Genomic DNA, 23422 nt, shown 5'->3' with positions numbered 1-23422 from the left:
GCACGCGATCGTCAGGCCGTGGCAAGACTTGACCGGAACGCAGGGGCTTCCGGGCGACCGGCGCCCGATGCGGCCCAGCGGGTGGCGCAGTGCGCCTACGCCTTGAAAGCGATGACTTCCTGCCGCTGCTCGCCCAGGCCCTCGATGCCCAGGGTGATCACGTCGCCCTTCTTCAGGTAGCGCGGCGGCTTCATGCCCAGGCCGACGCCCGGGGGCGTGCCGGTGGCGATGACGTCGCCGGGCAGGAGCGTCATGAACTCGCTCACGTAGCTCACCAGCCGCGCGACGTCGAAGATCATGGTGCGCGTGTTGCCCGTCTGCATGCGCTGGCCGTTCACGTCCAGCCACATGTCCAGGCGCTGCACGTTGGCGATCTCGTCGGCGGTGACGAGCCAGGGGCCGATGGGGCCAAAGGTGTCGCAGCCCTTGCCCTTGTCCCACTGGGGCCCGCGCTCGAGCTGGTACTCGCGCTCGCTGACGTCGTTGACCACGCAGAAGCCGGCGACGTGCGAGAGCGCATCCTTGCGACTGACGTAGCGGGCGCGGGTGCCGATCACCACCCCCAGCTCCACTTCCCAGTCGGTCTTGACCGACTTGCGCGGCAGCATGACGGGATCGTCGGGTCCCTGGATGCAGCTGGTGGCCTTCAGGAACACGATCGGCTCGGTCGGGATGGGCGCATTCGCCTCGGCGGCGTGGTCGGCGTAGTTCAGGCCGATGGCGATGAACTTGCCCACCTGCGCCACGGGGCATCCCAGCCGCGGCTTGCCGCGCACCAGCGGCAGGCGGGCGGGGTCGAGCTTGCGCAGGCGCGCGAGGGCGGCCGCCCCGAGCTGCTGCGCGCCGATGTCCGGCACGACCGCGGCAAGCGAGCGCAGCTTGCCGTTGGCGTCGATGAGGCCGGGCTTCTCGCGTCCGGCTTGGCCATAGCGCACCAGTTTCATGGGAATCGATCCTTCGAGGCGGTGATTGCGACGGCGCGGATCATCGCTCATCCGCGATCGGCAGCTCGCGCAGGGTGGCCCCTGCGATGGCGATCACGCGGTCACCCGGACGTGCCTCGATCGGGTGCATGCCCGTGAAGCTGCCGAAGGCCGGCAGCACCCCGACCGCCCGCCCGAACCAGAAACAGGGAAGGCGCAGCGACTCGAAGCCCTGGGACACGCGCACGCAGGGATGCCAGTGGCCGGCCAGCACATAGGCCCCCGCGCGCTCGCGCGGCTCGTGGCCGAGCGCGAAGGGGCCGAGGCGGGTGCCCTCGTCCAGCGGCTCGATGCCGAGCTCGTCGGGCGGCGGCCCGGCGTGCCGGTCGTGGTTGCCGCCCACGAGCGCGACGGCGAGGCGCGCATGGGCGCGGCGCCAGCGCGCGAGCGACTCGAACATGGCGGGCGAGCGGCCGCCCCGCGCGTGCAGCAGATCGCCGAGGAACACCAGCCGCCGCGCGCCGGTTCGGGCGAGGGCCTCGGACAGCGCCTCGAGCGTGCCGCCGGTGGTGGATTCGGGCACGGGCACGCCCAGGCGCCTGAAGCTCGCCGCCTTGCCGAAATGCGCATCGGCCACCAGCAGCGTCCCGTGCTGCGGCGCGTAGGCCGCCCCGCTGGCCAGCAGGACCAGTTCGGCCCCGGCGATCGAGACGGACGGCACGGTGGAGGGAACGCCCGCTCAGAGCATGCGCGCGAGGCAGGCGTCCAGGTGCTCGGAGGGCGCGCGCCGGAAGCCCGAACGGGCGAAGCGCTGCAGGCGCCCGACGACGAAGGCCGTGAGCATGGAGGCGCGCAGTTGCCCTTCGACCGTGGGCATGGCCGAGCCCTGCGCATCGGCACCGCCGCGCAGGCACTGGCGCAGCGTCGCCTCGATCTTGTCGAAGAACTGGTTCATGCGCTGCTGCAGGCGCTCGTTCTCGAAGACGAGGGCGTCGCCCACCATCACCCGGGTCATGCCGGGGTTGCGCTCGGCGAACTGCACCAGCATGGTGACGATGGCCGCGGCCTGGCGCGTGGCGGTGGTGGCCAGGTCCTCGCCAGGGCTGCCCGGCCGCTCCGTGATGCGCGCGACCAAGGTGAAGACGCTCTGCTCGATGAACTCGATGAGCCCCTCGAACATCTGCGCCTTGCTGGCGAAGTGCCGGTACAGCGCCGCCTCGCTGACTTCCAGGCGCGCGGCCAGGGCCGCCGTGGTGACGCGTTCGGCGCCGGGCTGCTCCAGCATGGTGGCCAGCGCCTGAAGGATCTGCACCCGCCGCTCACCCGGCTTGGGCCGCTTGCGCACCGGACCTTTCGCGGAATCGGCCTGCGGCGCCTGCGGGGGACCGGCCACTGCGGTGGCCTGCGACGGGCCTTCCTGAGTGGAAGCAGCGGCTGCGGGGGTGAGGGTCGGCTCGGCTTCAGGCATGCAGGTTGGCAGGATCGAGTCGGAGCGGGGCATTCTCGCACAGCCGTTCAGTGCCGCCGATGGGGCACTGGTGCCGCTGTGCGGCCAAGTGGGCGCTCACCCGCCGAACGCCATGCGGATGCGCAGCCCGTGGCCGCTGCTGCCGGTCTGCAGGTCCAGCTGGCTGCCGTGCGCCCGCGCGATTTCCTCGGCGATCGCCAGGCCCAGGCCGGTGCCTTCGACCTCGCAGCCGCGCACGCGATAGAAACGCTGCAGGACGCGCGCCCGCTCGTCCGCGGGGATGCCGATGCCTTCGTCATCGACTTCGACGAAGGCGCCACGCATGCCCAGCGGACCGCAGCGGATGGTGACCGCACGGCCCGCCGGGCTGTACTTGATCGCGTTGTCCACGAGATTGGACAAGGCTTCGCGCAGCAGCCATTCGTAGCCCTGGGCCATGGCCGGCTGCAGCTCCACGCCGAGGTCGATGCCGCGGTCGGTGGCTCGCTCCAGGTGCAGCTCCAACACACCCTCGCACAGCGCCACAAGGTTCACGGGCCGCGTCGGCTCGGCGCGCAGGCTGCGCGCGTCGGCGCGCGAGAGGGCGAGCAGCTGGTTGGCCAGGCCGGAAGTGCGCCGGGTGGCACTGCGCAGCATCTCGATCTGCTCGATGGGCAGCAGCAAGGTGCCGAGCTGCCCGGGCGGCGAGATGCGCCGCCCGGCATGGGCCCAGGCCTCCACCTGCGACTGCAGGGCCGCCAGCGGCGTGCGCAGCTGGTGCGAGGCGTCGGAGATGAAGCGGCGCTGACCCTCGGCCTGGCCGTCCACCAGCCGGAACAAGCGGTTCAAGGCCGCGATCAGGGGCCGCACCTCCTTCGGCGAAGCGTCGTCGGGGATGGGGCCGAGGTCCTCGGCCGAGCGCTGCTCGATGATCCGCGTCAGCTCCCGCAGCGGTCGCGTGACGCAGCCGAGCGACCAGCGCATCGCCGCGAAGGCCAGGCTCATGATGACCAGGTGCGGCAGCGTCACCTCCCACCAGATGGCGCGCACCCACTGCTGGCGCGTATCGGAGGCGTCGGCCAGGGCGAGCACCATCGGTCCCGCCCGGGTGACCTGCTGCTGCCTGGCGATGCGCCAGATGGCGCCACCGCCTTGCTCGCTGCGAAAGTCCACCGCGTCCCCGGCCCGCGGCAGCCCGGCGAGCCAGGCGTGCCCGGCCAGCACGGTGCCCTGCAGGTCCGCCACGGCAAAGGCCGTCATGGTCTGTCCATCGGTACCCAGGAACTGCTGCAGCGGGGGCGCCATGACCAGCACGGGGGCACCGGCTTCGCCCGGAATGACGGAATCGGCCAGCAGCGGCAGCAGCCGGGCGAGCCGCTGGTCCTGCAGCCTGTCGATCTGAGCGGCCGCGCGCCATCCGGACCAGGCGCTCAGCAAGGCCAGGGACAGCAGCGGCGCCAGCAGCACGAGCATCAGGCGCCATCTCAGGCTGGCAACGATGGTGCCGCCGCGCGCGGGCGCCGTCACGCCCGGCACACCGCGGCCGGTCAGGGCGGCCACCTCAGTGGGCGCTCGTCAGCTCGATGCGGTAGCCGAAGCCGCGGATGGACCGCAGCGCCACGCCGAAAGGCTCCAGCTTGGCACGCAGCCGGGAGATGTAGACCTCGACCGCGTTCGGGGTGATCTCCTTGTCCCAGCCGGTGAGCGCCTGAAGGAGCTTGTCCTTGCTGGCCGGCTTGGGGGCGTTGAGCAGCAGGTACTCCATGACCGTCCACTCGCGCGGGCCGAGCTCGATCTGCACCAGCTCGTCGCCCCGGCGCCCGCCGGCGCGCCGGCTGGCGGTGTCCAGCTCGATGGGGCCGAAGGTGAGCACGGCACTGGTGGCGGCCTGGGAGCGACGCAGCAGCGCCCGCATGCGCGCCAGCAGCTCCGGCAGCTCGAAGGGCTTGATCATGTAGTCGTCGGCGCCCTGGTCCAGCCCCTGCACGCGATCGTGCACCGCGTCGCGCGCGGTGAGGATCAGCACGGGCATGCCGGCGCTTTCGCTCGTGCTCTTGCGCAGCCTGCGAGTGAGTTCCAGTCCGTTCATGTTGGGCAGGCCGATGTCGACGATGGCCGCGTCGAAGGTCTCCTGCTTCAGGACCTCCTCGGCGCGCTCGCCGCTTCCCACCCAGTCCACCGCATAACCCGCGTCGGTCAGGCCCAGCTTGATGCCACTGGCCACCATCAAGTCGTCTTCGACAAGCAAGATTCGCATGTTCAGCCCATCCTTTGGGCTGAAAGGTATCAGACCTTGACGCTCAGGTGAATAGAAAGTACGAGGATTCGTTCCGCATCAATGCGAACGGATCATGGTCCCGAATGCCTGCTCGGTCAGGATCTCCAGCAGCATGGCGTGCGGGACGCGGCCGTCGATGATGTGGACCGAATTGACGCCGCTCTTGGCCGCGTCCAGCGCCCCGGCGATCTTGGGCAGCATGCCGCCCGAGATGGTGCCGTCGGCGAACAGTTCGTCGATCTCACGCGCGGTGAGGTCCGTGAGCAAGCGGCCGGTCTTGTCCAGCACGCCGGGCGTGTTGGTCAGCAGCACCAGCTTCTCGGCCTGCAGCACCGTGGCCAGCTTGCCGGCCACCACGTCGGCGTTGATGTTGTAGCTCTCGTTCTCGTCGCCGAAGCCGATGGGGCTGATCACGGGGATGAACTGGTCATCCTGCAGGGCCTTCACCACCGAGGGGTCGATGGAGACGATGTCGCCCACCTGCCCCACGTCGTGTTCCTTGGACGGGTCGGCGTTGTCCAGCATCTTGAGCTTGCGCGCGCGCATCAAGCCGCCGTCGCGCCCGGTCAGGCCCACGGCCTTGCCGCCGGCCTGGTTGATCAGGCCCACGATGTCCTGCTGCACCTCGCCGGCCAGCACCCACTCGACCACCTCCATGGTCTCGGCGTCGGTCACGCGCATGCCCTGGATGAACTGGCCCTTCTTGCCCAGGCGGTTGAGCGCGGTCTCGATCTGCGGGCCGCCGCCATGCACCACCACCGGGTTGATGCCCACCAGCTTGAGCAGCACCACGTCTTCGGCGAAGTCGGCCTGCAGCTCGGGGTCGGTCATGGCGTTGCCGCCGTACTTGATCACCATGGTCTTGCCATGGAACTTGCGGATGTACGGCAAGGCCTGGGCGAGGATCTCGGCCTTGTCTCGGGGAGCGATGGCGGCGGGAGCGGGGCTGGGCATAATCGCGGATTCCTGCGAGCGTCGAAAGCGGCAAATTGTGCCGCATGGGCCGCGAGCCCAGCCCGCTGGCGCACCGCCGGACACTTCCTCCCTCATTTGTGCTCCCCGCCCGGCCGCACGGGCTTTCGTCATGAGCCCCACCTCCTCCCCCCGTTCCGCAGACCCCGTCATCACCGTCGCTGGCCGCATCCGCGTCGGCAACCGCGAGCCCTTCGTCCTCTTCGGCGGCATCAACGTCCTGGAGAGCAAGGACCTGGCGCTGCGCAGCTGCGCGGAGTACGTGCGGGTCACGGGCCGGCTCGGCATTCCCTACGTGTTCAAGGCCAGCTTCGACAAGGCCAACCGTTCCTCCATCCATTCCTACCGCGGCCCCGGTTTGGAAGAAGGCCTGCGCATCTTCGAGGCCGTGAAGGCGGAGTTCGGGGTGCCGGTGATCACCGACGTGCACGAACCCGCGCAGGCCCAGCCCGTGGCCGAGGTGGCGGACGTGCTGCAGCTGCCCGCCTTCCTCGCGCGCCAGACCGACCTGGTCGTCGCACTCGCGAAGACGGGCCGCCCCGTCAACGTGAAGAAGCCGCAGTTCCTCAGCCCCGCGCAGATGCTCAACATCGCCGAGAAATTCCGCGAGGCCGGCAACGAGCAGGTGCTGCTGTGCGATCGGGGCACCTGCTTGGGCTACGACAACCTCGTGGTGGACATGCTGGGCTTCGGCGTCATGCGCCGGGTCACCGGTGGCCTGCCCCTGATCTTTGACGTCACGCACGCGCTGCAGCAGCGCGACCCCACCGGTGCGGCCTCCGGCGGGCGGCGCCAGCAGGTGGTGGAACTGGCCCGCGCCGGCATGGCCGTGGGCCTGGCCGGCCTGTTCCTGGAGGCGCATCCGGACCCCGACCAGGCCAAGTGCGACGGCCCGAGCGCCCTGCCGCTGGACAAGCTCGAGCCCTTTCTTTCGCAGATGAAGGCCCTGGACGATCTCGTCAAAGGCTTCGCTGCGCTGCAGATCGACTGAAGAAGAACGCCATGCCCCAGGCAAGCAGCGACCTCGACCAGGCACTCGCCCGCATCCGTCTCGTCATCACCGACGTGGACGGCGTGCTCACCGACGGCGGCCTCTACTACGACGCGAACGGCGAGTGCCTCAAGCGCTTCCACGTGCGCGACGGCCTGGGCATGCGGATGCTGGAGGAATGCGGCGTGCGCGTGGCGGTGCTCTCGGGCCGCGACTCGCCCGCGCTGCGCGCGCGGGTGGCCGACCTGCGGCTGGATTTGTGCGACTTCGGCGTCAAGGACAAGGCGGCCGCCTGCCGCGCGCTCATGGCACAGGCCGGCGTCACCGCCGAGGAAACCGCCTGCCTGGGCGACGACAGCATCGACCTGCCGGCCTTCGGGGCATGCGGGCTCAGCTTCGCGGTGCCGGAGGCGGCGGATTACGTGAAGGCGCAGGCCACCGCCGTGCTGAAGACGCCGGGAGGGAGCGGCGCGTTCAGGGAGCTGGCGGATCGGATCCTGCGGGCGCAGGGGCGGGGGGAGGTGTTCGCTTCGGCCGAGGGCTTCGGCAAGGTGATGCACCGCGCGGTGCAGTAGCGCGCCGGACTAGCGCCTGATCCAGCGCGGCACCTTGAAGCGCACGATGCTCAGGTAGGCGTACAGGTACGACAGCACGAAGAGCAGGCAGAAGCCGATCAGCACGGGCGTGTTGTTCCAGAACAGGACGGCCGGGATCACGGTGAGCAGCGTGAAGCCCCAAAGGTAGGGCGAGGTGCGGTTGTTCCGCTGGAGCACGCGGTTGGCGTCGCTCTCGGAGAACACGCCGCGCACGATGCGCCGATAGATGAGCTGGTGGAAATGCAAGGCGTCCGCCAGACCGGGCGACTGCCCCCGCGCGAGCTTGCGGTAGCTGGAGAACAGCGTTTCCCACACCGGGTAGATGAGCAGCAGCATGGGGAACCAGGGCGACACCTCGGCATGGCGCTGGGCGAGCTGGATGGACGCGACCGCGATCACCACGCCCCAGAGGTAGGCGCCGCCGTCACCGGCAAAGATCAGGCCGCGGGGGTAATTCCAGACCAGGAAGCCCGCGGTGGCGCCGGCCAGGCTCAGCACCACGACCATCAGTTGCCGGTCGCCCACCAGGAAGGCGACATAGGCCAGCGCCAGGCAGCAGACGATCGCCACCGTGCTGGCCAGGCCGTTGTAGCCGTCGATGAGGTTGAAGGCATGCGGCAGGCCGGCCACGGCGACGATCGCCAGGACCATGGGCGCCCAGGGCAGCAGGGCGATCGCCTGGTCGAGCCAGTCGACCCCGAGGCTGTCGATCCGCACGTCCAGCATGAACACGGCCGCCAGCCCCGCCGCCAGTGTGCAACCCAGGCGCCAGCGGGCCTTCAGGCGGTGCGTGACGTCCTCGGCCAGCCCGCCCCCTGCCCCGAGCAGCGCCACCATGAGCCAGGAGGACGCCAGCGCGGGACTGAGCAGGATGTCGTGCGCCAGCGGCAGGCCGGAGCCGGTCATCCAGAGCCAGCCGGCGGAGCAGGCCAGCATCATCGCGGCCCCACCGAGCCGTGGCGTGTGGCCCAGGTGGAAGCGCTGCGGCATGTCCAGCCCGTAGCGGGCGGCCAGGTGCTGCCCGTGCCGCAGCAAAAGCGCGCAGGCCAGGGCGGAGACGACGGCGGTGACGATCAGGAGGAGGAGCATGGTCGCGGGAAGCCGCGGATTTTCGCATGGGGGGGCGGCTGAGCCATCAGCGGCGGCAAACGAGCGCACAGCCGGTGCGCGGCACGATCGGCCCCGGCCTCATCGAGCGTCTGCGCGCGCTGCCTGCCCCAGAACCGCGCCAAGGCGTTCGGCGCGCTTGCGGAGGCTGAAGTGTTCCGCCACATAGGCCCGACCTTTGGCGCCGAGGTCGGCGGCCCGCCCGAGATCGCCCGCCAGGCCGATGGCGAGTTCCGCCAGGCGGGCATCGTCTTCCGGATCGAAGCACTCTCCGGCACCACTCGTCTCGACGATCGCACGCGCCTCGCCTCGCACGCCGCACAGCACGGGACGGCCGCACGCCATGTATTCCAGAAGCTTGGTCGGGATGGCCCCGGCGAACACGGGCAGATCCTGCAGGGTGACCACGCAGGTGTCGGCCGCCGACAGGTACTCCTGCGCCTGCTGCCTCGGTACGGCGGCAAGCAGGTCGACGTTCTCCAGGGCGGCGTCCCGGATTTCGCTCTCGCACCATGCCCGGCGAAAGCCGTCACCCACCAACACCATTCGCAGGGTCGGGTATGTGCCCTGCAGCCGCCGCGCGGCCCGCAGCAGGACCGGCAGGTTGTTGGCCTCGCCGAGCGCCCCGAAGTACATGAGAACGTGGCAGTGCTGCCATCCGTGCTTCTCGCGCACCGCATGGCGCCGAGCGGGATCGGGTGCAAGCTGCGCGGTGTCGACGGCACAGGCCAGCGTGCTGACCCGATCCGCCGGCCAGCCGCGCGTGACGATGTCCTGGGAAATGCCGCTCGTGAGACCGACGATATGCCGCGAGCCGTCGTAAACCCGCCTCTCCATCCAGGCCGTCAGGCGAATGAGCCACGGATTGCGCAGCATGCCCATCTGCACCATCGATCCGGGCCAGAGGTCGCGCACTTCCGTCACCACAGGCATGCGGCGCAGCCGGCAGGCGAGCCACGCCGTGAAGATGGGATAGAGCGGCGGCGGGGACAGCAGCACGACGTCCGCGCGCGGGGCGAGGGCCACGGCCAGCGGACTCAAGGCGGCGAGAAAGGCATAGCTCAGGAAACGACCCAGCAGCCCCTTCTGATGGCCGCGGTAGCTTTTCGTACGCAGTACGCGGATCGGTCCGACCGCGTCGCGCCAGACCAGTGCGCGCCGCCGCTGCCCGGTCGCCGGTTGCCCGGACTGCATGTACCCGCCCTCCCCGCTCACCACGGTGATCTCGTGGCCCTGGGCAGCGAGCGCCTGCAATGTGTCATGCATCAGCGCGTGGCCGGCGGCGTGGTGATCGACGAAGTAGGGGTAGACCACCAGCACCCTCATGACAACGCCTTGAAGATCTCCACCAGCTTGCGACCCTCGACGTCCCAGTTGACCACCTCGCGGGCACGTGTCGCCGCAAGCTGCCACTGTCGCAGGGCGCCCGGATCGGAAAAGAAGGCGTCGATCGCGACGGCGATGCGCTCCTCGTCGGCCATGTCGGCCACACGACCGATTCCGTGCCCCTCCACGATGGCCCGGATCTCCGGCAGGTCTGACGCCAGGACCGGGATGCCGGCGGCAATGAACTCGAACAGCTTGTTGGGCGTGCAGTAGTAGTTATTCAGGCAGGTGGCCTGGTACGGGATGATGCCCGCGTCGGCTGCGGCGCTCCAGGCCAGCAGCTCGGATTGGGGCACGGCGTCGTGTAGATGCACGCGCGCAGACAATCCTGTCGCGACGATCCGCTCCAGCTGCGGCTTGATGCCTCCGTCGCCCAGCACCACCAGGTGGACATGCGACGAGCGCACCCGGCGCATTGCGCGCACCAGCGCCTCGATGTGGCGCCCCGCGGAAAGTCCCCCCTGGAACAGAAGCACGCGCGCCTGCGCGGGCAGCCCGAAGACCTGGTGGAAGCGCTTGTCGCCCACCGCGGCTTCGCGTGCCTTCTCGGCGTTGTAGAGAACATGCACACGGGACAGCCTGTACCGCTGTTCGAGCTCTCGCGCAATGGACGGATTGACTGTGATCACGGCGTCCGCCTCGCCGATGTTCGACGCTTCCACCCGCTTCCACGCGTGCTGTTCCCGCGCGGAAAACTCTTGCTCGGCGTAGAGCTCGTGGCTGTCGTAGACGAGTCGGGCCGCATGCCGCTGCTTGGCGCGCACGCCCACCGGCAACATGGGCAAGTCGTGCGCGACATACACATCGGCAGGGTGGGCCAGCACGGTGGGCTCGAACAGGCGGAGAAAGAAGGAATCCTGGCGAACCACGTAGCGCCAGGCCAGCCGCTTGAGCAGTCGCATGGGGCCGCTGTTCATCGGGAGGCGGGCGCGCGCTGCACGGTAGATCGCCAGCACCACGCCCTCCTTGCGCGGCAGGGCGGGGCCGCCCGGGCCTTGGCCAATGCGAATCACCCGCGGGTCCTCGGTGCCCGCTCCAGGCTGGTCGAGCGGCATGGCGATGATGCGCACCGTCCAGCCCATGGCCTCGAGGCTGTCGGCTTCGAGCAGGATGCGCCGGTCGATCTGCCGATCCTGGGTCAGCATGACCACTGCTCCGCGCCGCTGCGGCGCACCCAGCGGACCACGCCCCAGAGCAGGTGCGCTTGCCTCAGGCACGCAGGAGCGCGTCAACGATGGCCTGCGCACTGCGGCCGTCGCCGTACAGTCCCTGGCCGAAAGCGGCCTGCGAGTCGAGCGCCGCGCGCGCCGCATCGACGACGGCTTGGACCGACCGTGGTGCCGCCAACCGGTTCGCGCCGCATTCCACCAGCTCGACCCATTCGGTCTCCTCGCGCAAAGTGACGCACGGCACGCCGAAGAAGTAGGCCTCCTTCTGCACCCCCCCGGAGTCGGTCAGCACCAGCCTCGCATCCCTTTCGAGCTGCACCATGTCGAGATAGCCCACTGGCTCGATGAGCTTCAGGCGTGCGACCGTCGCCGCATCCAGCAGCCCACGCTCGCGCAGGGCCTTGCGCGTGCGCGGGTGGATGGGCAGCACCACGGGCATGAGTTGCTCGCTGCATTCCACCAGCGCCCGGAAAGCGGTTTCGAGCCGCTCGGGAACGTCGACGTTCTCGGCCCGGTGAAGCGTGGCCAGGATGAAGCCCTTGGCCTGCAGGCCCAGCTTGCCGACCACGTCGCCACCGGCGCGCTGGCTGTAGTGCAGGGCGGCGTCGTACATCACGTCGCCGCAGCGGACCACCTTGCTGCCGGTGATGCCCTCGCGGGCGAGGTTCTGCACCGCCACGTCGGTGGGCGAGAGCAGCAGCGTGGACACATGGTCCGCCACCACCCGGTTGATTTCCTCCGGCATGGCCCGGTTGAACGAGCGCAGGCCGGCCTCCACGTGCGCCACCGGAACGTGCAGCTTCACGGCAGCGAGCGCTCCGGCCATCGTGGAGTTGGTGTCACCGTAGACCAGCACCCAGTCGGGCTTCTCGTCGCGCAGGATGGTCTCGATGCTTTCCATCATCCGCCCCGTCATCGCGCCATGACCCAGGCCGCCCAGTTCGAGCTGGTACTGCGGCCGCGGGATCTGCATCTCGGTGAAGAACACCTCGGACATGTTGGCGTCGAAATGCTGCCCGGTGTGGACGATGATCTCGTTCACCTGCGGCCCCCGCTCAGCGAACGCGCGGGAGACCGTGGCGGCCTTCACGAACTGGGGCCGCGCCCCGACGACGGTGAGCACTTTCATGCGCTTGCCGGAAGGTACTCGGCCGGCAGCGGCGCACCGGCCTGCTGCATCTGCTTGGCATGGGCGGCCATGGTCCGCGCGATCAGGTCGCGATGCGCCCGCGTCCACTCGACCGTGCGCCGAAGTCCCTCGCGCACCTCGAACTGCGCCTCGAAGCCAAGCTCGTTGCGCGACTTCTCGGTCGATGCGAAGCGCTTGCCCGAACGGTCCCAGTCCCGCGCGGGCTTGAGGTCGGGCGGCGTGGGGTTGCCGGTGAACTCGTTGATCCAGGTCGCCAGCTCCAGGATGCTGGTTTCGCGGCCGGTCGCCAGGTTGTAGATGCCGCCGGGTTCGCCGCGCAGGGCGCAGGCCATCAGGCCGCGCGCCATGTCCTCGACGAAGATGAAGTCGCGGCTTGCGTTGCCACCGTTGTCCAGGGGCAGGGCCTCCCGGTGCAGCGACTTCCAGATGAAGGTCGGGGTCACGTTGCGCCACACGGTGTGCACCGTGCCGCGCCAGCGGCCCGCGCCGAGGATCTCGCCCGGCCCGAACACATTGGAAAAACGCGCCTTCACGAAAGGCAGGTCATAGCGCTGGTGGTAATAGTTGCCGTACAGCTCGCCGATCAGCTTGGAGATGGAGTAAGGGCTGTCGTGCACCAGCGAAACCGGCTGGTCTTCGGTGGTGGCGCTGGGCGCGTCGTAGGTCTTCTCGGCCACCGCGCAGGCCGCGGCGGCATACACCACCTTCTTGAGGGAACCGAAGTCCTTCAGCCGGTCGAACAGGCGCAGCGAGGTGAGCGTGTTGTTCTCGTGGTCGGCGAAGGGGTCCGCGATGGACGACTGGTTGCCGTGGTAGCACGAGAGATGGAAGACGTACTCCACCTCCTGCGGCAGCGCCGCCAGGCCCGCGTCGCTGGTGATGGAAGCGAAGCAGAACTTCACCCGGCTGTCGGAGGGCACGTTGGCCACGTCCGAAGACAACAGGTTGTCGATGACCACGACCTCGCGTGGCTGCTCCTTCAGGAGCAGCTTCACCAGGTTGCTGCCGACGAAGCCGGCACCCCCCACCACGGCGATGGAGGCGTTCTTGAAGCTGGCCATGCTCATGACTTGCCCGAAAGGTGGCTGTAGATGTCGGTCACGCCGTGACGGTCGTACCACTGAAGCTGCTTGCGAATGGTGTCCTCGAAGCCGAGCTTCGGCGTCCAGCCGAAGGCTCGCGTGGTCGCGGACGCGTCCAGGGCCACGACCGGCACGTCGTCGGCGGCCGGCGGCACCACCGGCACATCGCCGGCATCGACGCCCAGATGCGCTGCGACGAGTTCGAAGATCTCCTTGATCGCGTGGGCCTCGCCGGACGCCACGTTGAACACCCCGGTGGGCGCGTCGGGCCGCACGGCGAGGTCCATCATGGCCAGGAAGTCCGACATGTCCAGGAAGTCCCGCGCGGTGTCGGAGCAGAAGCACTTCTGCCCTGCCTTCAGGCGCTTGTAGAACGTCGGGATCGGACCGATCGCCAGGCGCGGGCCCGTCACATTGGCCAGGCGCAGCGACACCACCGGCACGGCCGCCTGCAGCATGTACTGCTCCCCCGCTGTCTTGGAGATGCCGTAGCTGGTGAAGGGCGCGCTCGGATGCGTGACCGGGATCGGCGAGACGGCGGTGCGTCCATACGAGAGAACGGTCTGGAAGTTCACCACGCGCCTGACGCCATGCCGCTCGCTGGCCCTGGCGATCTCGATGCTGCCGGTGACGTTGGTCAGCGCATCCTCCTGCCAGTCGGCGGGGTCCTTGTACGACGCGGCCGAGTGGATCACCAGGTCGGGCTTGAAGTCGGCGAAGGCCTGTTCAACGAAGGCCCGGTCCGCGACGTGGCCCTCGCGCAGCTGGAGGCCGGGCAGGTCCGGCACCACCTCGCGCTTGCCGGTGGCGAAGTTGTCCAGCACCAGGAACTGATGCCCCTGGGGGAGCCAGTGCTCGATCAGGTTCGATCCCAGGCAGCCGGCACCCCCGGTGATCAGGATCCGGCTCACTTCTTTTCCTCGTGCTTCAGGTGCGTGTAGCCGCCCGTCACGCCATGCTTGCGGAAATAGGCCACGGCCTGCGCCGCGATCTCGGACAGCGGCGTGAACTCGACCGGGCCGAAGTCCTGGAAGGTGCGCGAGGGGTCGAGCAGGATGCTGGCGGCGTCATCGGGACCGAGCTCGCGCACCTCCGGCTCGGGATAGGTCGGCAGGTCCATGGCCTGCACGACGGCGTCATACAGTTCCTTGATCGCGACGTCCTTGCCCGAGGAGAAGTGATAGGCCCCCCGGCCGGTGCCGTCCACGGCCTTGAGCACGGCGCGCGCCAGGTCCTGGTTGAAGCAGAAGTCGCGGCGGGCCTTGGTGACGAAGCACTTCTTCCCTTCGGACAGGCGCTGGAAGAAGATCGGCAGGGGACCGCTCACGTTGCGCGGACCGATCACGTTGGCCAGGCGGAACGAGACGTAGTCGATGCCCGAGATTTCGAGGTAGTCCTCGGTCACGGTCTTCGAGATGGCATAGCTGCTGTTGGCCGGCAGCTTGGGGTGGTCCAATCGGATCGGCTGCTGAAGCGGCTTGAGTCCGTAGCACAGCGCCGTCTGGAAGTAGATGAAGCGCCCGATCTTGAACTCGGCCGCCGCCTGGATGAGGTTGGTTCCACCCACGCAGTTGGTGAGCGTGTCGTTGTACCAGTCGTTGGGGTCCTTGTACGACGCAGCGGTGTGCACGATGGCGCCGAACCGGTGCTCGCGGCACAACTCGAACACCTTGTCCCGGTTGGCGATGGTGTCGATCACCACCGTGAGGTTCGGGTGGTCGGCCAAGTGGTGGCGCTGCCCGGTCGCCAGGTTGTCGATCACGACGACCTTGTCGCCGCGGGCAAGCAGCATTTCGGAAACATGGGAGCCGATCTGGCCGAGGCCGCCGGTCACGAGGACGTTCATGGTGAGGTTTTCCGCAAGTGAATGAGGGGCGGGTACGGACCCTGCGAGGCCGCGGCCGGCGCGGCGGACGCGGGATTTTACCGGCGCCGGCCCTGCCGCCGAGGGCGCCGGAAACCCGTCAGGCGGCCAGGCCGTCGCCGTCGATGAAGGACTGGTGCCACAGCTCCAGACTCAGCAGGGCCCAGAGGTTGCGGCTGTAGACGCTCTGGCCGGACAGGACCTGGTCCAGGTCCACCGGTCGCGACAGGTAGGAGCGTTCCCGGGCCGCGCGGCTGGAGAACACGTCGCGCACGAACTCCGCCGCGGCACCGCCCTGGCGCAGCCACAAGGTCAGTGGCACCGGGAACCCCATCTTGTCCTTGCGATTGCTGATCGCCTCGGGCAGCTTGGGCGTGAACACATGCTTCAGGAGGCGCTTGAGTTCGCCGTCCTTGAACTTCACGTCGGCCGGCACGGTGGCGGCGAACTCGACCAGCGGATGGTCGAGGAAGGGCACGCGCGACTCGACGCCGTGCGCCATGGCCATGCGGTCCTCCACCTGCAGGAGCGCCGGCAGCAAGGTCTTGAAATCGAAGTGGGTCATGGAGTCGAAGTACGACTCCTTGCCCACGTTCTCGCCCCAGAAGATGTGCTGGAACTCGGCGAAGGTGGCGGCCCGGTCGATGGCTCCAGGCGCGAGCGCGTCGCCGAAGGTGTTGGCGCGGTTGACCAGGCGCCAATAGCGGGCGTCGCGTTCCTCGAACACGCCCCCGGCCCAGAACTCCTTGATCATGGGCTTGTACTGCCGCAGGGTCTGGAGGTTGGGGATGATGGATTCGTAGGTGACGATGTAGTTGCCGTCGTGCAGGGTGCCTTCGATGGCGCCCTTGATGCACTGCTCGAAGTAGGCCACCAGGTAACGCGCGTAGCCCCCGAAGATCTCGTCGCCGCCCTGCCCGCCCAGCACCACCTTCACGTGCTCGCTGACCTTCCTGGAGACCATGTACTGCGGGAACGATCCCGGGCCCGCGGTGGGCTGGTCCAGGTGCCAGATGACCTTGCGGATGTTGTCCACGAAATCGCGCTCGCCGATGTCGGCCACGTGCAGCTGCATGCCCCGCTCCTCGGCCAGCGCACGGGCGTAGTGCGACTCGTCGAAGTCGGGGCCATCCGTGAAGCGGCCGTTGAAGCCCTGGAAGCGGCCTTCGGGGCGGGCCTCCCGCGCCATCGCCGCCACCAGGCTGGAGTCCACGCCGCCGCTGACATAGCTGCCGACCTCCACGTCGGCCCGCATGTGCATGCGGACGGAGTCATGCATCAGTTCCTGGAGGCGCTCGGTGAACCACTTCTCGCTGTGGTTGAAGTCGATGTCGTAGTGCACTTCCCAGTAGCGCTGCGGCCTCGGCGCCTCGCCGGGCGACACGAAGGCATGGTGCGCCGCCGGAAGCTGCTGCACGGCCTCCAGGAGGGTCTTCTCACCCAGGCAGAACTGGAAGGAGAAGTAGTCGGACAGCGCGGCCCCATTCACGCGCGGCTGGTCGAGGAAGGGGCGCAGCGCCTTCATCTCGGAGCCGAAGACCAGGCCCTGCCGGGTCTGCGCCCAGTAAAGGGGCTTGATCCCGAAACGGTCACGCGCCATGAACAGCCTCTGCTCGCGCTGGTCCCAGATGGCGAAGGCGAACATGCCCCGAAGCCGCGTGACGCTCTGCGGACCCCACTTCATGAACGCGCGCAGGATCACTTCGGTATCGGACGAGGTACGGAAGTTCTCGGCGCCGAGTTCCTCGCGCAGCTCGAGGTAGTTGTAGACCTCGCCGTTGTAGATGATGGTGTAGCGCCCGTCGGCGCTGTGCATCGGCTGGTCACCGGTGGACAGGTCGATGACGGAGAGCCGCACGTGACCGAAGCCCACGCGCGCGTCGGGGGAGACCCAGATGCCCTGGCCGTCGGGACCCCGGTGGCGGATGCGATCCAGCCCCGTCCCAACCGCGGCCTGCAGTTGCTCCCTGCTGCGGGCCGAACCCGCGATGATCCCGAAAATTCCGCACATCTTTCGACCTGTCTAGGAGCCTGGCGTCCTGCGTTGGCAAACCGGCGATTATCGAGCAGCAGCCTGGACGAGCCAAGGCCAGGGATGCCGTAGAGTCATGGGCTTTGCCTCGCCCGAGGTCGTAACAGGAGGTTTTCCCTTGGCCGCCCACGTCAAGCGGGTGCTCGTCGTCTCGAGCATGTACCCGACCGCCGAACACCCGGCCGGCGGCATCTTCGTGCACGAGCAGGTGAAGGCCCTGCGCCGCCAGGGGCTCGATGCACGGGTCGTGACCGGCAGGCCGGCCTGGATGTCGGGACGCCATCCGCGCACGGCACTGCGTCTGCTGCGGGATTGCGTTCGTGCCCCCTGGCTTGGCTGGGATCACCACGAGGGGGTGCCGGTGGCCCGTTTCCCCTATCCCGTGGGCGCCTTCTCGCGCCCGTGGCTGTATCCCTGGTTCTACGCGGCGGCACTGCGGCGGTGGCTGCCGGGCGTGGAGGACGGATTCCCCTACGAGCTCGTCCACACCCACACGGCTTTCGTCGACGGCCGCGCCGGCATTGCGGCCGCCCGGCATCGCGGCGTGCCGATGGTGCTGACGGAACACACCGGGCCGCTGCGCGCCATCACCGCCGACTGGCGCTGGCGGCTCCACACGCAAGCCGGGATCGACGGCGCCGACCGCCTGATCGCGGTGAGCCAGGCACTGCGGCGCGACATGCTCGACCAGCTCCGCATTCCGGATTCGAAGCGGCCGTGGGTGGTGCCGAACGGGGTGGACACGGAGTTCTTCGACCCCGCGCGCCCGCCCCGATCCGAGGCGCACCCGATCGCCAGCACCGAGGTGGTGGCGCTGTTCGAGCGCCTCGCGCAGGGCTTCGAAAGCCATCACGGCGAGCCGCTGTCCGGCAGCGCCGTGGCCCGCGAGCTCCGTGCGGCACTGGCCGGCAGCGGGCTCGTTCCCGAGTCGCCGCCGGATCCGTGGCGGGCAGCGGACGTGGTCCATGCGCTGTGGGTCGGGCACCACGTCGACGTCAAACGCGTCGATCGGCTGCTCGATGCCTTCGCCATCGCAAGCCGCCACCGGCCGCAGCTGCGGCTGACGCTGCTGGGCAGCGGCCCGCTGGAGGCGACACACAGACAACGGGCGCAGGCGCTGGGCATCGCCGGGGCGGTGCGCTTCCTGCCCGCGGCGGACCGCGAAGGGGTGCGGCAGGCCTTGGCTTCGGCCGATTTCCTGGTGCTGCCGAGCGAGACCGAGACGTTCGGCGTGGTGGTGATCGAGGCGCTTGCGATGGGGCGCCCGGTGCTGGCGACGGCGTGCGGCGGCCCCGAGGACATCCTTTGCGACGAGCGGCTCGGCGTCCTGATGGGCAACAACCTCGAGGACATCGCGCTGGGCCTGCAACGCATGGCGGGCGGTGCCCCGAACTTCTCGAGCCAGCAAATCAGGCGCCTGGCCGTCGAGCGCTTCGATTTCGCCGGCCTGGCGCAGCGCCTGGGCGCGATCTACGACGAGTTGGCGGGGGCCGTGCGCAAGGCCTGAACCTGCGCAGGCGGTGCAGGCTGCGCCGCCGCCTCCAGCCGCGCATACAAGGCGGCCAGCTGGGCGGCCTCACGATCCCAATTGAGTTGCTGGCGCGCGGCGATGGCGTGGGTCGCGTACTGCTGGAGGCGGTCAGGCGAGGCCAGGGCCTGCGCCATCATGGAACTCAGCGCATCGACGGACTCGAGCTCCCCCAGCCAGCCGAAGTCATGGCCCGCGACCACGTCCCGCAGGTAAGGCAGGTCGTTCGCGATCACCGGCAGGCCCGCCATGACGAACTCGAACAGCTTGTTGGGGCTGCAGTAGCGGTGCATCTCGTCGACCGCGGCGTACGGGATCAGCCCGACGTCGCACGCCGGTGTCAAGCGAACCAGCGCCTCGCTTTCGATCCGGCCGAGGAAATGCACCCGGTCGGCCACGCCCAGCTCGGTCGCCAGGTTCTCGAGCACCGCGCGATAGTCGCCGTAGCCCACCACCACCAGCGCAGCCGGCGACGGCACGCGCGCGATGGCCCGCACCATCACGTCGAGGTTGCGCTCCGGGGACAGCCATCCCTGGTAGAGGAAGGTGAAGGCGTCGGGCGGGATACCGAATTCGCGCCGGCGCGCCGCGCGCGCCGGTTCGTCGGCGCGCAGAACCAGCGCGTCGTCCTGCGGCGCTGGCCAGGGACAGGCATTGAGGATCACCATCGGCTCGTCGATACCGTGCTCGCGGGCGATCATGCGCGCGAGGTACGGATTGACCGTGATCACCTGCACGCACTCGCGCACCAGTCGCCGCTCGCGCGCCAGGTGCCGCTTCTGCTGCGCCGGTGTGAACGACGACTGCACGGGGTAGAACTCATGCGAGTCGTACACGACCGGTACGCCGCGCGCCTGCGCGGCCATCACCCCCGGCCGCAGGGCGGGGTAGTCATGCACATGGACGACGTCGAACTCGTGCTCCAGTGCCTTTTCCAGCACGAAGTAGTCGAAACCGGCGGGCCGGTCCAGCAGGCGGTCCCTGACCCGCATGAAGGGCCACAGCAGCCGCCAGGCGAGCGGGTGCCGGCCTCGCAGCGCCAGCAGGCGCCGGTCCTGCCAGTCGTACACGTAGCGCTTGACGATCACCCCATCGGTCGTCTGGTAGGCGTCCGGTTCACGGCACTCGAAGCCGCTCAGCACCGTGACCTGGTGGCCCAGCGCCTGCAGGCTGTGCGCCTCCTGAAGGATGCGCCGGTCGATCATCTGGGCGTCCGGCGAGAGCATCAGGATCTTCATCGGTGTCAATCCAGTGTGAGGTCCAGGCATGCGTACTGCGCGATCCGCGCCGCCCTGCGTCGCTCATTGATCCAGCGCGGCTCCGGGCTGGTCTCGTAGGCATTGCGCTGCGGCAGCAGTTCCCGCGCTTCGTACTGGGCGAAGCGCCAGCTCGCCTCGTGCCGCGCCTGCGCGCGTCGCACCGCCAGCGCGGCCCCGGGCCCGCACCAGCGGCTGCCCGCGACCGGGCCGAGGACGTCGCGCTCGATGTCGCGCACGAAGCCGGCATAGGTGTAGCGGCCCGAGCCGACGACCTGCTGCCAGGCCGACTCGGCGACACGCTGCACCAGCGCGTCGTCGGCGAGCATCCGGAACACTTCGCGCAGGTTGGAGAAATCGCGCGCGATGGGGATGTAGTCGACGCCGGCGCGCAGCACGCCCTGGTACTGACCTTCCACCAGCAGCTGGCAGGTGCGCGTCGCGCAAGCCTCCAGGTGGCGCGGACCGATCGCGAACAGCGACAGCGAACCGTCCTGTCCAGGGAAGCAGGCGTCGCGGATCTGCTCGAAGCTGGCCTGCGGATGCTCGACCACCCACGCCCGGGTACGAGCGCACAGACTGCCGTCGCGATCGAGGATGCTGGCCCCACCCTCCACGCCCAGGGTGGTGCGGCAACGCAGGAGGAACTGGTACCAGGCGTCGCCGGTCAGCACGTCGGCCTCGTCGGTGGACACATCCAGCACGAGCTGCGGGAACTCCGGTGCGAGGGCGTTCGCGGCGTCGGCGATCTGCGCCTTGAGCATGCCGTGCGCGCCCAGCCAGGCTTCGGCACGCCAGGCCCGGTAACCGACGTCGATGTCGCGCCGCTGCTGCGCACCACGCATCCGCTCGATGCGTTCCAACGTGCCCTGCTCCAGGTAGCCGGTCAGCTTGCTGCCGATCTGCGCGTGCGGCAGGAAACCGCCATAGATCCGCTGCGCATCCTGAGGCCCCGCCGCACTGAGCACGTGCGTGCAGCCGATGCGCGCCAGCAGCGCGCCGAGGCTGTCGGTATGGATGAACTCGTCCTGCGGCATGGCGATCCTGGGGCCGTCGAACCGCCGCAGGTCGGCCAGGGGCGCGGTCACCCGCTCGAAGTACGCCGGGCTCCAGCGGATGTTCAGGGCCAGCGTGTCCAGGATCACGGCCGCGATCGGCAGGCCCTCGAACCTCGACCAGTCGAAGCCGTACGCGATGTTGTGGTAGATCGCCGGGTAGCGCGAATGCCGCTGCCAGGCGAACAGGTGGTCCTCGATGGCGGCCCGCAGGGGCAGCTGCGCCACGCCGCGGCAGTGGTACAGCACGAGAAGCGCGGGGCGCAGTGATTTCATCCTTGGGAGGCGTCCGCATCGGGTGCCCCCTGGAGACGGGGCCTGGAACGCGGCAGGCAGTATAGCCAGGGGCCCGGGTACGGCTGGGCGCAAGCGCCCCGGGACACGGCCAGCGGTTAAGATCCGGCGCCATGGCCTGGGCTGCCCGTCGCTGCCCACGAGCGGCCAGGTGCCTGCATCGCGCGATCCGTTACACCTCCTCAGCTCCACCTCCTTCCTCACTCAACGATGTGCGGTTTCGTCGCTCTTTTTGCCCCGACCGGCAGCTTCAATGCCGACCTGGTGATCCGCATGCGCGACCGCCTGACCCACCGCGGCCCCGACGGCGCCGGGCTGGCCATCAAGCCATGTGGGCCGCTGTCCGTCGGCCTCGGGCACCGGCGCCTGTCGATCCTGGACCTGAGCGATGCCGCGGCCCAGCCGATGACGAGCAGCGACGGCACGGCGACCATCGTGTTCAACGGCGAGATCTACAACTTCATCGAGCTGCGCGATGAGCTCTCGCGCGAGGGCGTCGCCTTCCGAACGCACAGCGACACCGAGGTCCTGCTCGCGGCCTACCGCCACTGGGGAACCGACTGCCTGTCGCACCTGAACGGCATGTTCGCCTTCGCGATCTGGGACGAGGCCCGGCAGGAGTTGTTCGTCGCCCGGGACCGCTTTGGCGAGAAGCCGCTGTTCCACGCGCGCCTGCCTGGCGGCGGGCACGCATTCGCCTCGGAGATGAAAGCGCTGTTCGCGCATCCGGCGCTGGCGCCCGAGGTGAACCAGAAGGAGCTGGAGCGGTTCACGCTCGGCCAGTACCTGGAGGACACGGAAGACACGCTCTTCGCCGGCGTCCAGCGCCTGGCGCCCGCCAGTGCGCTGGTGATCGACCACCATGGTGTCGTGGCGCGGCGCTGGCGCTACTGGATCCCCGACTACACCCGGGTCAACGGTCCGCGCTCCATGCGGGAGGCCAGCGAGCAGTTCCTCCACCTCTTCCAGGAAAGCATCCGCAAGCGGTTGCGCTCCGACGTACCGGTGGGCACGAGCCTCTCGGGCGGGCTGGACTCCTCGATGATCGTCTGCGTGTTGGCCGACATGCGGCTGAAGGGAACGCAGTTCCACCAGAACTCGTTTTCCGCGCGGTTCGACGAGGACCCCACCTTGTCCGAGGGTGACTACATCGACCTCGTGGCGCAACGCGCGCAGGTGCAGGCCCATGCGGTCTCGCCGGACCCCGTGGCGCTCATGGAGGAAAGCCGACGCCTGCACTGGCACCAGGAGGAGCCCTTCCTTTCGGCGTCCATCTACCTGCAGTGGTGTGTCGCGCGCCTCGCCAGGGAGCACCGCACCACGGTGCTGCTGGACGGCCAGGGCGCTGATGAACTGCTGGCGGGGTACCAGTTCTATTTCCCGAGCCACCAGCTGGATCTGGTGGACCAGGGTCGCTGGCTGCAGCTGGCCTGGACGACATTTCGCTTCACCTCCGGACTGAGGCGAGCGAGCCTGCAATACGCCGATAGCCGGCGCCGCTTCAACGAGCGCGTCGCGCTCGATCGTCAGCAATTGCAGGCCGCGCGCCGCAGTCCACCCGGTGTATCGGCCGGGCCGTATTCCATCGGGGTCCCCCCGGCCCAGCCCGGCATGCGCCTGCGCCGCCAGATCGCAGAAGCGCTGCAGTACAACTCGCTGCCGATGCTGCTGCGGTACGCGGACCGCAACGCCATGGCCTTCGGCCGCGAAGGCCGGCTGCCCTTCCTCGACTACGACCTCGTGGACTGGTGCATCAGCTTGCCGGACAGCGCGCTGATCCAGGGCGGCTGGCAGAAATACGTGCTTCGCCGATCCGGAGACGGCATCCTGCCGAAGCAGGTGCAATGGCGCGCCGACAAGGTCGGCTATGCCGCGCCACTGGACGTCTGGCTGCGAGGTCCGCTGAAGGAATGGGCCTGGCAGCGCCTGGACGACAGCACACTGAAGTCTCTCCCCCATCACGACGTGGACCAGCTGCGCAGCCTGTGGGACCAGCACCAGCGCGGCGAGGGCAACCACTCCTGGGCCCTGTGGCGCTGGATCAGCCTGGCCGAGTGGTTGCAGATGCACCGGCAGGGCATCTGGCGAGACGGTTACGACAGCGCGCTCGCGCCTGCCGCCGTCGCCGCCTAGGAGCGTGGGCGGCAGAAATCGGGCGCGCGTTGGGCCTTGCCGGGCGCGCAGGCAAGGCGCGTCGCGCAGCCCAGGCTGGCCGCCTGGGCAAGCGGCGCAACGCGGCATGCGCACCCGGCAAGGCCTAACCCTTCGGGCCGGGGTGCCACAGGGCGCCAG

20 protein-coding genes are annotated in these 23422 nt (G+C 69.1%); 4 read left to right on the top strand and 16 right to left on the bottom strand.

Going from position 1 to position 23422, the window contains the following annotated elements; all coding sequences use genetic code 11:
- Nucleotides 1-95: 95 nt before the first annotated feature.
- From EZ242_RS11145 to argB, 6 genes are all read right to left on the bottom strand, one after another.
- Nucleotides 96-944, bottom strand: a complete 849-nt coding sequence (locus EZ242_RS11145) for a fumarylacetoacetate hydrolase family protein (protein ID WP_135285237.1) — start codon at nucleotides 942-944, stop codon at nucleotides 96-98.
- A 40-nt stretch (nucleotides 945-984) separates the two neighbouring features.
- A complete protein-coding gene (gene pdeM / locus EZ242_RS11140; protein WP_135285236.1) occupies nucleotides 985-1644 on the bottom strand; it encodes a ligase-associated DNA damage response endonuclease PdeM in 660 nt (219 codons plus the stop codon).
- 18 nt (nucleotides 1645-1662) lie between these two features.
- Nucleotides 1663-2391 carry a nucleoid occlusion factor SlmA gene (gene slmA / locus EZ242_RS11135; protein WP_135285235.1) on the bottom strand — a complete coding sequence of 243 codons (729 nt, stop codon included), beginning with the start codon at nucleotides 2389-2391 and terminating at the stop codon, nucleotides 1663-1665.
- A gap of 96 nt (nucleotides 2392-2487) precedes the next feature.
- Complete coding sequence (locus EZ242_RS11130) at nucleotides 2488-3930, bottom strand: sensor histidine kinase (RefSeq protein ID WP_240787054.1); 1443 nt, start codon at nucleotides 3928-3930, stop codon at nucleotides 2488-2490.
- Nucleotide 3931: 1 nt separating this feature from the next.
- Complete coding sequence (locus EZ242_RS11125) at nucleotides 3932-4627, bottom strand: response regulator transcription factor (RefSeq protein ID WP_135285234.1); 696 nt, start codon at nucleotides 4625-4627, stop codon at nucleotides 3932-3934.
- A gap of 78 nt (nucleotides 4628-4705) precedes the next feature.
- Nucleotides 4706-5602, bottom strand: a complete 897-nt coding sequence (gene argB, locus EZ242_RS11120; protein WP_135285233.1) for an acetylglutamate kinase — start codon at nucleotides 5600-5602, stop codon at nucleotides 4706-4708.
- Between the two features lie 130 nt (nucleotides 5603-5732).
- On the opposite strand from argB, the gene kdsA reads away from it, so the two are divergent.
- Nucleotides 5733-6611: a 3-deoxy-8-phosphooctulonate synthase gene (gene kdsA / locus EZ242_RS11115; RefSeq protein WP_135285232.1), complete on the top strand. Its 879-nt coding sequence runs from the start codon at nucleotides 5733-5735 to the stop codon at nucleotides 6609-6611.
- 11 nt (nucleotides 6612-6622) lie between these two features.
- Entirely contained in the window at nucleotides 6623-7186 is a 564-nt protein-coding gene (locus EZ242_RS11110) for a KdsC family phosphatase (RefSeq protein WP_135285231.1), read from the top strand.
- A gap of 9 nt (nucleotides 7187-7195) precedes the next feature.
- On the opposite strand, the gene EZ242_RS11105 is transcribed toward EZ242_RS11110, so the two are convergent.
- The 8 genes from EZ242_RS11105 to asnB (EZ242_RS11070) form a co-directional block, all read right to left on the bottom strand.
- Complete coding sequence (locus EZ242_RS11105; protein ID WP_135285230.1) at nucleotides 7196-8296, bottom strand: glycosyltransferase family 4 protein; 1101 nt, start codon at nucleotides 8294-8296, stop codon at nucleotides 7196-7198.
- A 99-nt stretch (nucleotides 8297-8395) separates the two neighbouring features.
- A complete protein-coding gene (locus EZ242_RS11100) occupies nucleotides 8396-9640 on the bottom strand; it encodes a glycosyltransferase family 4 protein (RefSeq protein WP_135285229.1) in 1245 nt (414 codons plus the stop codon).
- A complete protein-coding gene (locus tag EZ242_RS11095) occupies nucleotides 9637-10845 on the bottom strand; it encodes a glycosyltransferase (protein WP_167784719.1) in 1209 nt (402 codons plus the stop codon). Before EZ242_RS11095 ends, EZ242_RS11100 begins: the two co-directional genes overlap by 4 nt.
- Before the next feature lie 64 nt (nucleotides 10846-10909).
- A complete protein-coding gene (gene wecB, locus EZ242_RS11090; protein WP_135285227.1) occupies nucleotides 10910-11998 on the bottom strand; it encodes a non-hydrolyzing UDP-N-acetylglucosamine 2-epimerase in 1089 nt (362 codons plus the stop codon).
- Nucleotides 11995-13086, bottom strand: a complete 1092-nt coding sequence (locus EZ242_RS11085) for an NAD-dependent epimerase/dehydratase family protein (protein WP_135285226.1) — start codon at nucleotides 13084-13086, stop codon at nucleotides 11995-11997. Before EZ242_RS11085 ends, wecB begins: the two co-directional genes overlap by 4 nt.
- Nucleotides 13083-14012, bottom strand: a complete 930-nt coding sequence (locus EZ242_RS11080) for an NAD-dependent epimerase/dehydratase family protein (protein WP_135285225.1) — start codon at nucleotides 14010-14012, stop codon at nucleotides 13083-13085. Before EZ242_RS11080 ends, EZ242_RS11085 begins: the two co-directional genes overlap by 4 nt.
- On the bottom strand, nucleotides 14009-14947 hold the full coding sequence (locus EZ242_RS11075; RefSeq protein ID WP_135285224.1) for an NAD-dependent epimerase/dehydratase family protein: 939 nt from the start codon (nucleotides 14945-14947) through the stop codon (nucleotides 14009-14011). Before EZ242_RS11075 ends, EZ242_RS11080 begins: the two co-directional genes overlap by 4 nt.
- A 118-nt stretch (nucleotides 14948-15065) precedes the next feature.
- Nucleotides 15066-16976, bottom strand: a complete 1911-nt coding sequence (asnB, locus tag EZ242_RS11070) for an asparagine synthase (glutamine-hydrolyzing) (RefSeq protein WP_135285223.1) — start codon at nucleotides 16974-16976, stop codon at nucleotides 15066-15068.
- A 139-nt stretch (nucleotides 16977-17115) separates the two neighbouring features.
- On the opposite strand from asnB (EZ242_RS11070), the gene EZ242_RS11065 reads away from it, so the two are divergent.
- On the top strand, nucleotides 17116-18504 hold the full coding sequence (locus tag EZ242_RS11065) for a glycosyltransferase (protein ID WP_167784718.1): 1389 nt from the start codon (nucleotides 17116-17118) through the stop codon (nucleotides 18502-18504).
- On the opposite strand, the gene EZ242_RS11060 is transcribed toward EZ242_RS11065, so the two are convergent.
- Nucleotides 18468-19763: a glycosyltransferase family 4 protein gene (locus EZ242_RS11060; RefSeq protein WP_167784717.1), complete on the bottom strand. Its 1296-nt coding sequence runs from the start codon at nucleotides 19761-19763 to the stop codon at nucleotides 18468-18470. The genes EZ242_RS11065 and EZ242_RS11060 overlap by 37 nt on opposite strands.
- 5 nt (nucleotides 19764-19768) lie before the next feature.
- On the bottom strand, nucleotides 19769-21112 hold the full coding sequence (locus EZ242_RS11055; protein ID WP_135285220.1) for a hypothetical protein: 1344 nt from the start codon (nucleotides 21110-21112) through the stop codon (nucleotides 19769-19771).
- A gap of 228 nt (nucleotides 21113-21340) precedes the next feature.
- On the opposite strand from EZ242_RS11055, the gene asnB (EZ242_RS11050) reads away from it, so the two are divergent.
- The gene (asnB, locus tag EZ242_RS11050; RefSeq protein WP_135285219.1) at nucleotides 21341-23263 is read left to right on the top strand and encodes an asparagine synthase (glutamine-hydrolyzing); all 1923 of its coding nucleotides are present in this window, start codon (nucleotides 21341-21343) and stop codon (nucleotides 23261-23263) included.
- The last annotated feature ends 159 nt before the right edge of the window (nucleotides 23264-23422 follow it).

This window comes from Ramlibacter rhizophilus (genome assembly GCF_004681965.1).
Classification (GTDB): domain Bacteria; phylum Pseudomonadota; class Gammaproteobacteria; order Burkholderiales; family Burkholderiaceae_C; genus Ramlibacter; species Ramlibacter rhizophilus.
Note: the sequence above shows the minus strand (reverse complement) of the source record. Positions and strands in the feature narration are given on the sequence as shown.

Coding starts and splice junctions, on each gene's coding strand:
- EZ242_RS11095 (WP_167784719.1), bottom strand. CDS start 10,845: ATGCTGACCCAGGATCGGCAGATCGACCGGCGCATCCTGCTCGAAGCC.
- asnB (WP_135285223.1), bottom strand. CDS start 16,976: ATGTGCGGAATTTTCGGGATCATCGCGGGTTCGGCCCGCAGCAGGGAG.
- EZ242_RS11100 (WP_135285229.1), bottom strand. CDS start 9,640: ATGAGGGTGCTGGTGGTCTACCCCTACTTCGTCGATCACCACGCCGCC.
- kdsA (WP_135285232.1), top strand. CDS start 5,733: ATGAGCCCCACCTCCTCCCCCCGTTCCGCAGACCCCGTCATCACCGTC.
- EZ242_RS11085 (WP_135285226.1), bottom strand. CDS start 13,086: ATGAGCATGGCCAGCTTCAAGAACGCCTCCATCGCCGTGGTGGGGGGT.
- asnB (WP_135285219.1), top strand. CDS start 21,341: ATGTGCGGTTTCGTCGCTCTTTTTGCCCCGACCGGCAGCTTCAATGCC.
- slmA (WP_135285235.1), bottom strand. CDS start 2,391: ATGCCTGAAGCCGAGCCGACCCTCACCCCCGCAGCCGCTGCTTCCACT.
- EZ242_RS11125 (WP_135285234.1), bottom strand. CDS start 4,627: ATGCGAATCTTGCTTGTCGAAGACGACTTGATGGTGGCCAGTGGCATC.
- argB (WP_135285233.1), bottom strand. CDS start 5,602: ATGCCCAGCCCCGCTCCCGCCGCCATCGCTCCCCGAGACAAGGCCGAG.
- EZ242_RS11055 (WP_135285220.1), bottom strand. CDS start 21,112: ATGAAATCACTGCGCCCCGCGCTTCTCGTGCTGTACCACTGCCGCGGC.
- wecB (WP_135285227.1), bottom strand. CDS start 11,998: ATGAAAGTGCTCACCGTCGTCGGGGCGCGGCCCCAGTTCGTGAAGGCC.
- EZ242_RS11145 (WP_135285237.1), bottom strand. CDS start 944: ATGAAACTGGTGCGCTATGGCCAAGCCGGACGCGAGAAGCCCGGCCTC.
- EZ242_RS11110 (WP_135285231.1), top strand. CDS start 6,623: ATGCCCCAGGCAAGCAGCGACCTCGACCAGGCACTCGCCCGCATCCGT.
- EZ242_RS11105 (WP_135285230.1), bottom strand. CDS start 8,296: ATGCTCCTCCTCCTGATCGTCACCGCCGTCGTCTCCGCCCTGGCCTGC.
- EZ242_RS11060 (WP_167784717.1), bottom strand. CDS start 19,763: ATGAAGATCCTGATGCTCTCGCCGGACGCCCAGATGATCGACCGGCGC.
- EZ242_RS11075 (WP_135285224.1), bottom strand. CDS start 14,947: ATGAACGTCCTCGTGACCGGCGGCCTCGGCCAGATCGGCTCCCATGTT.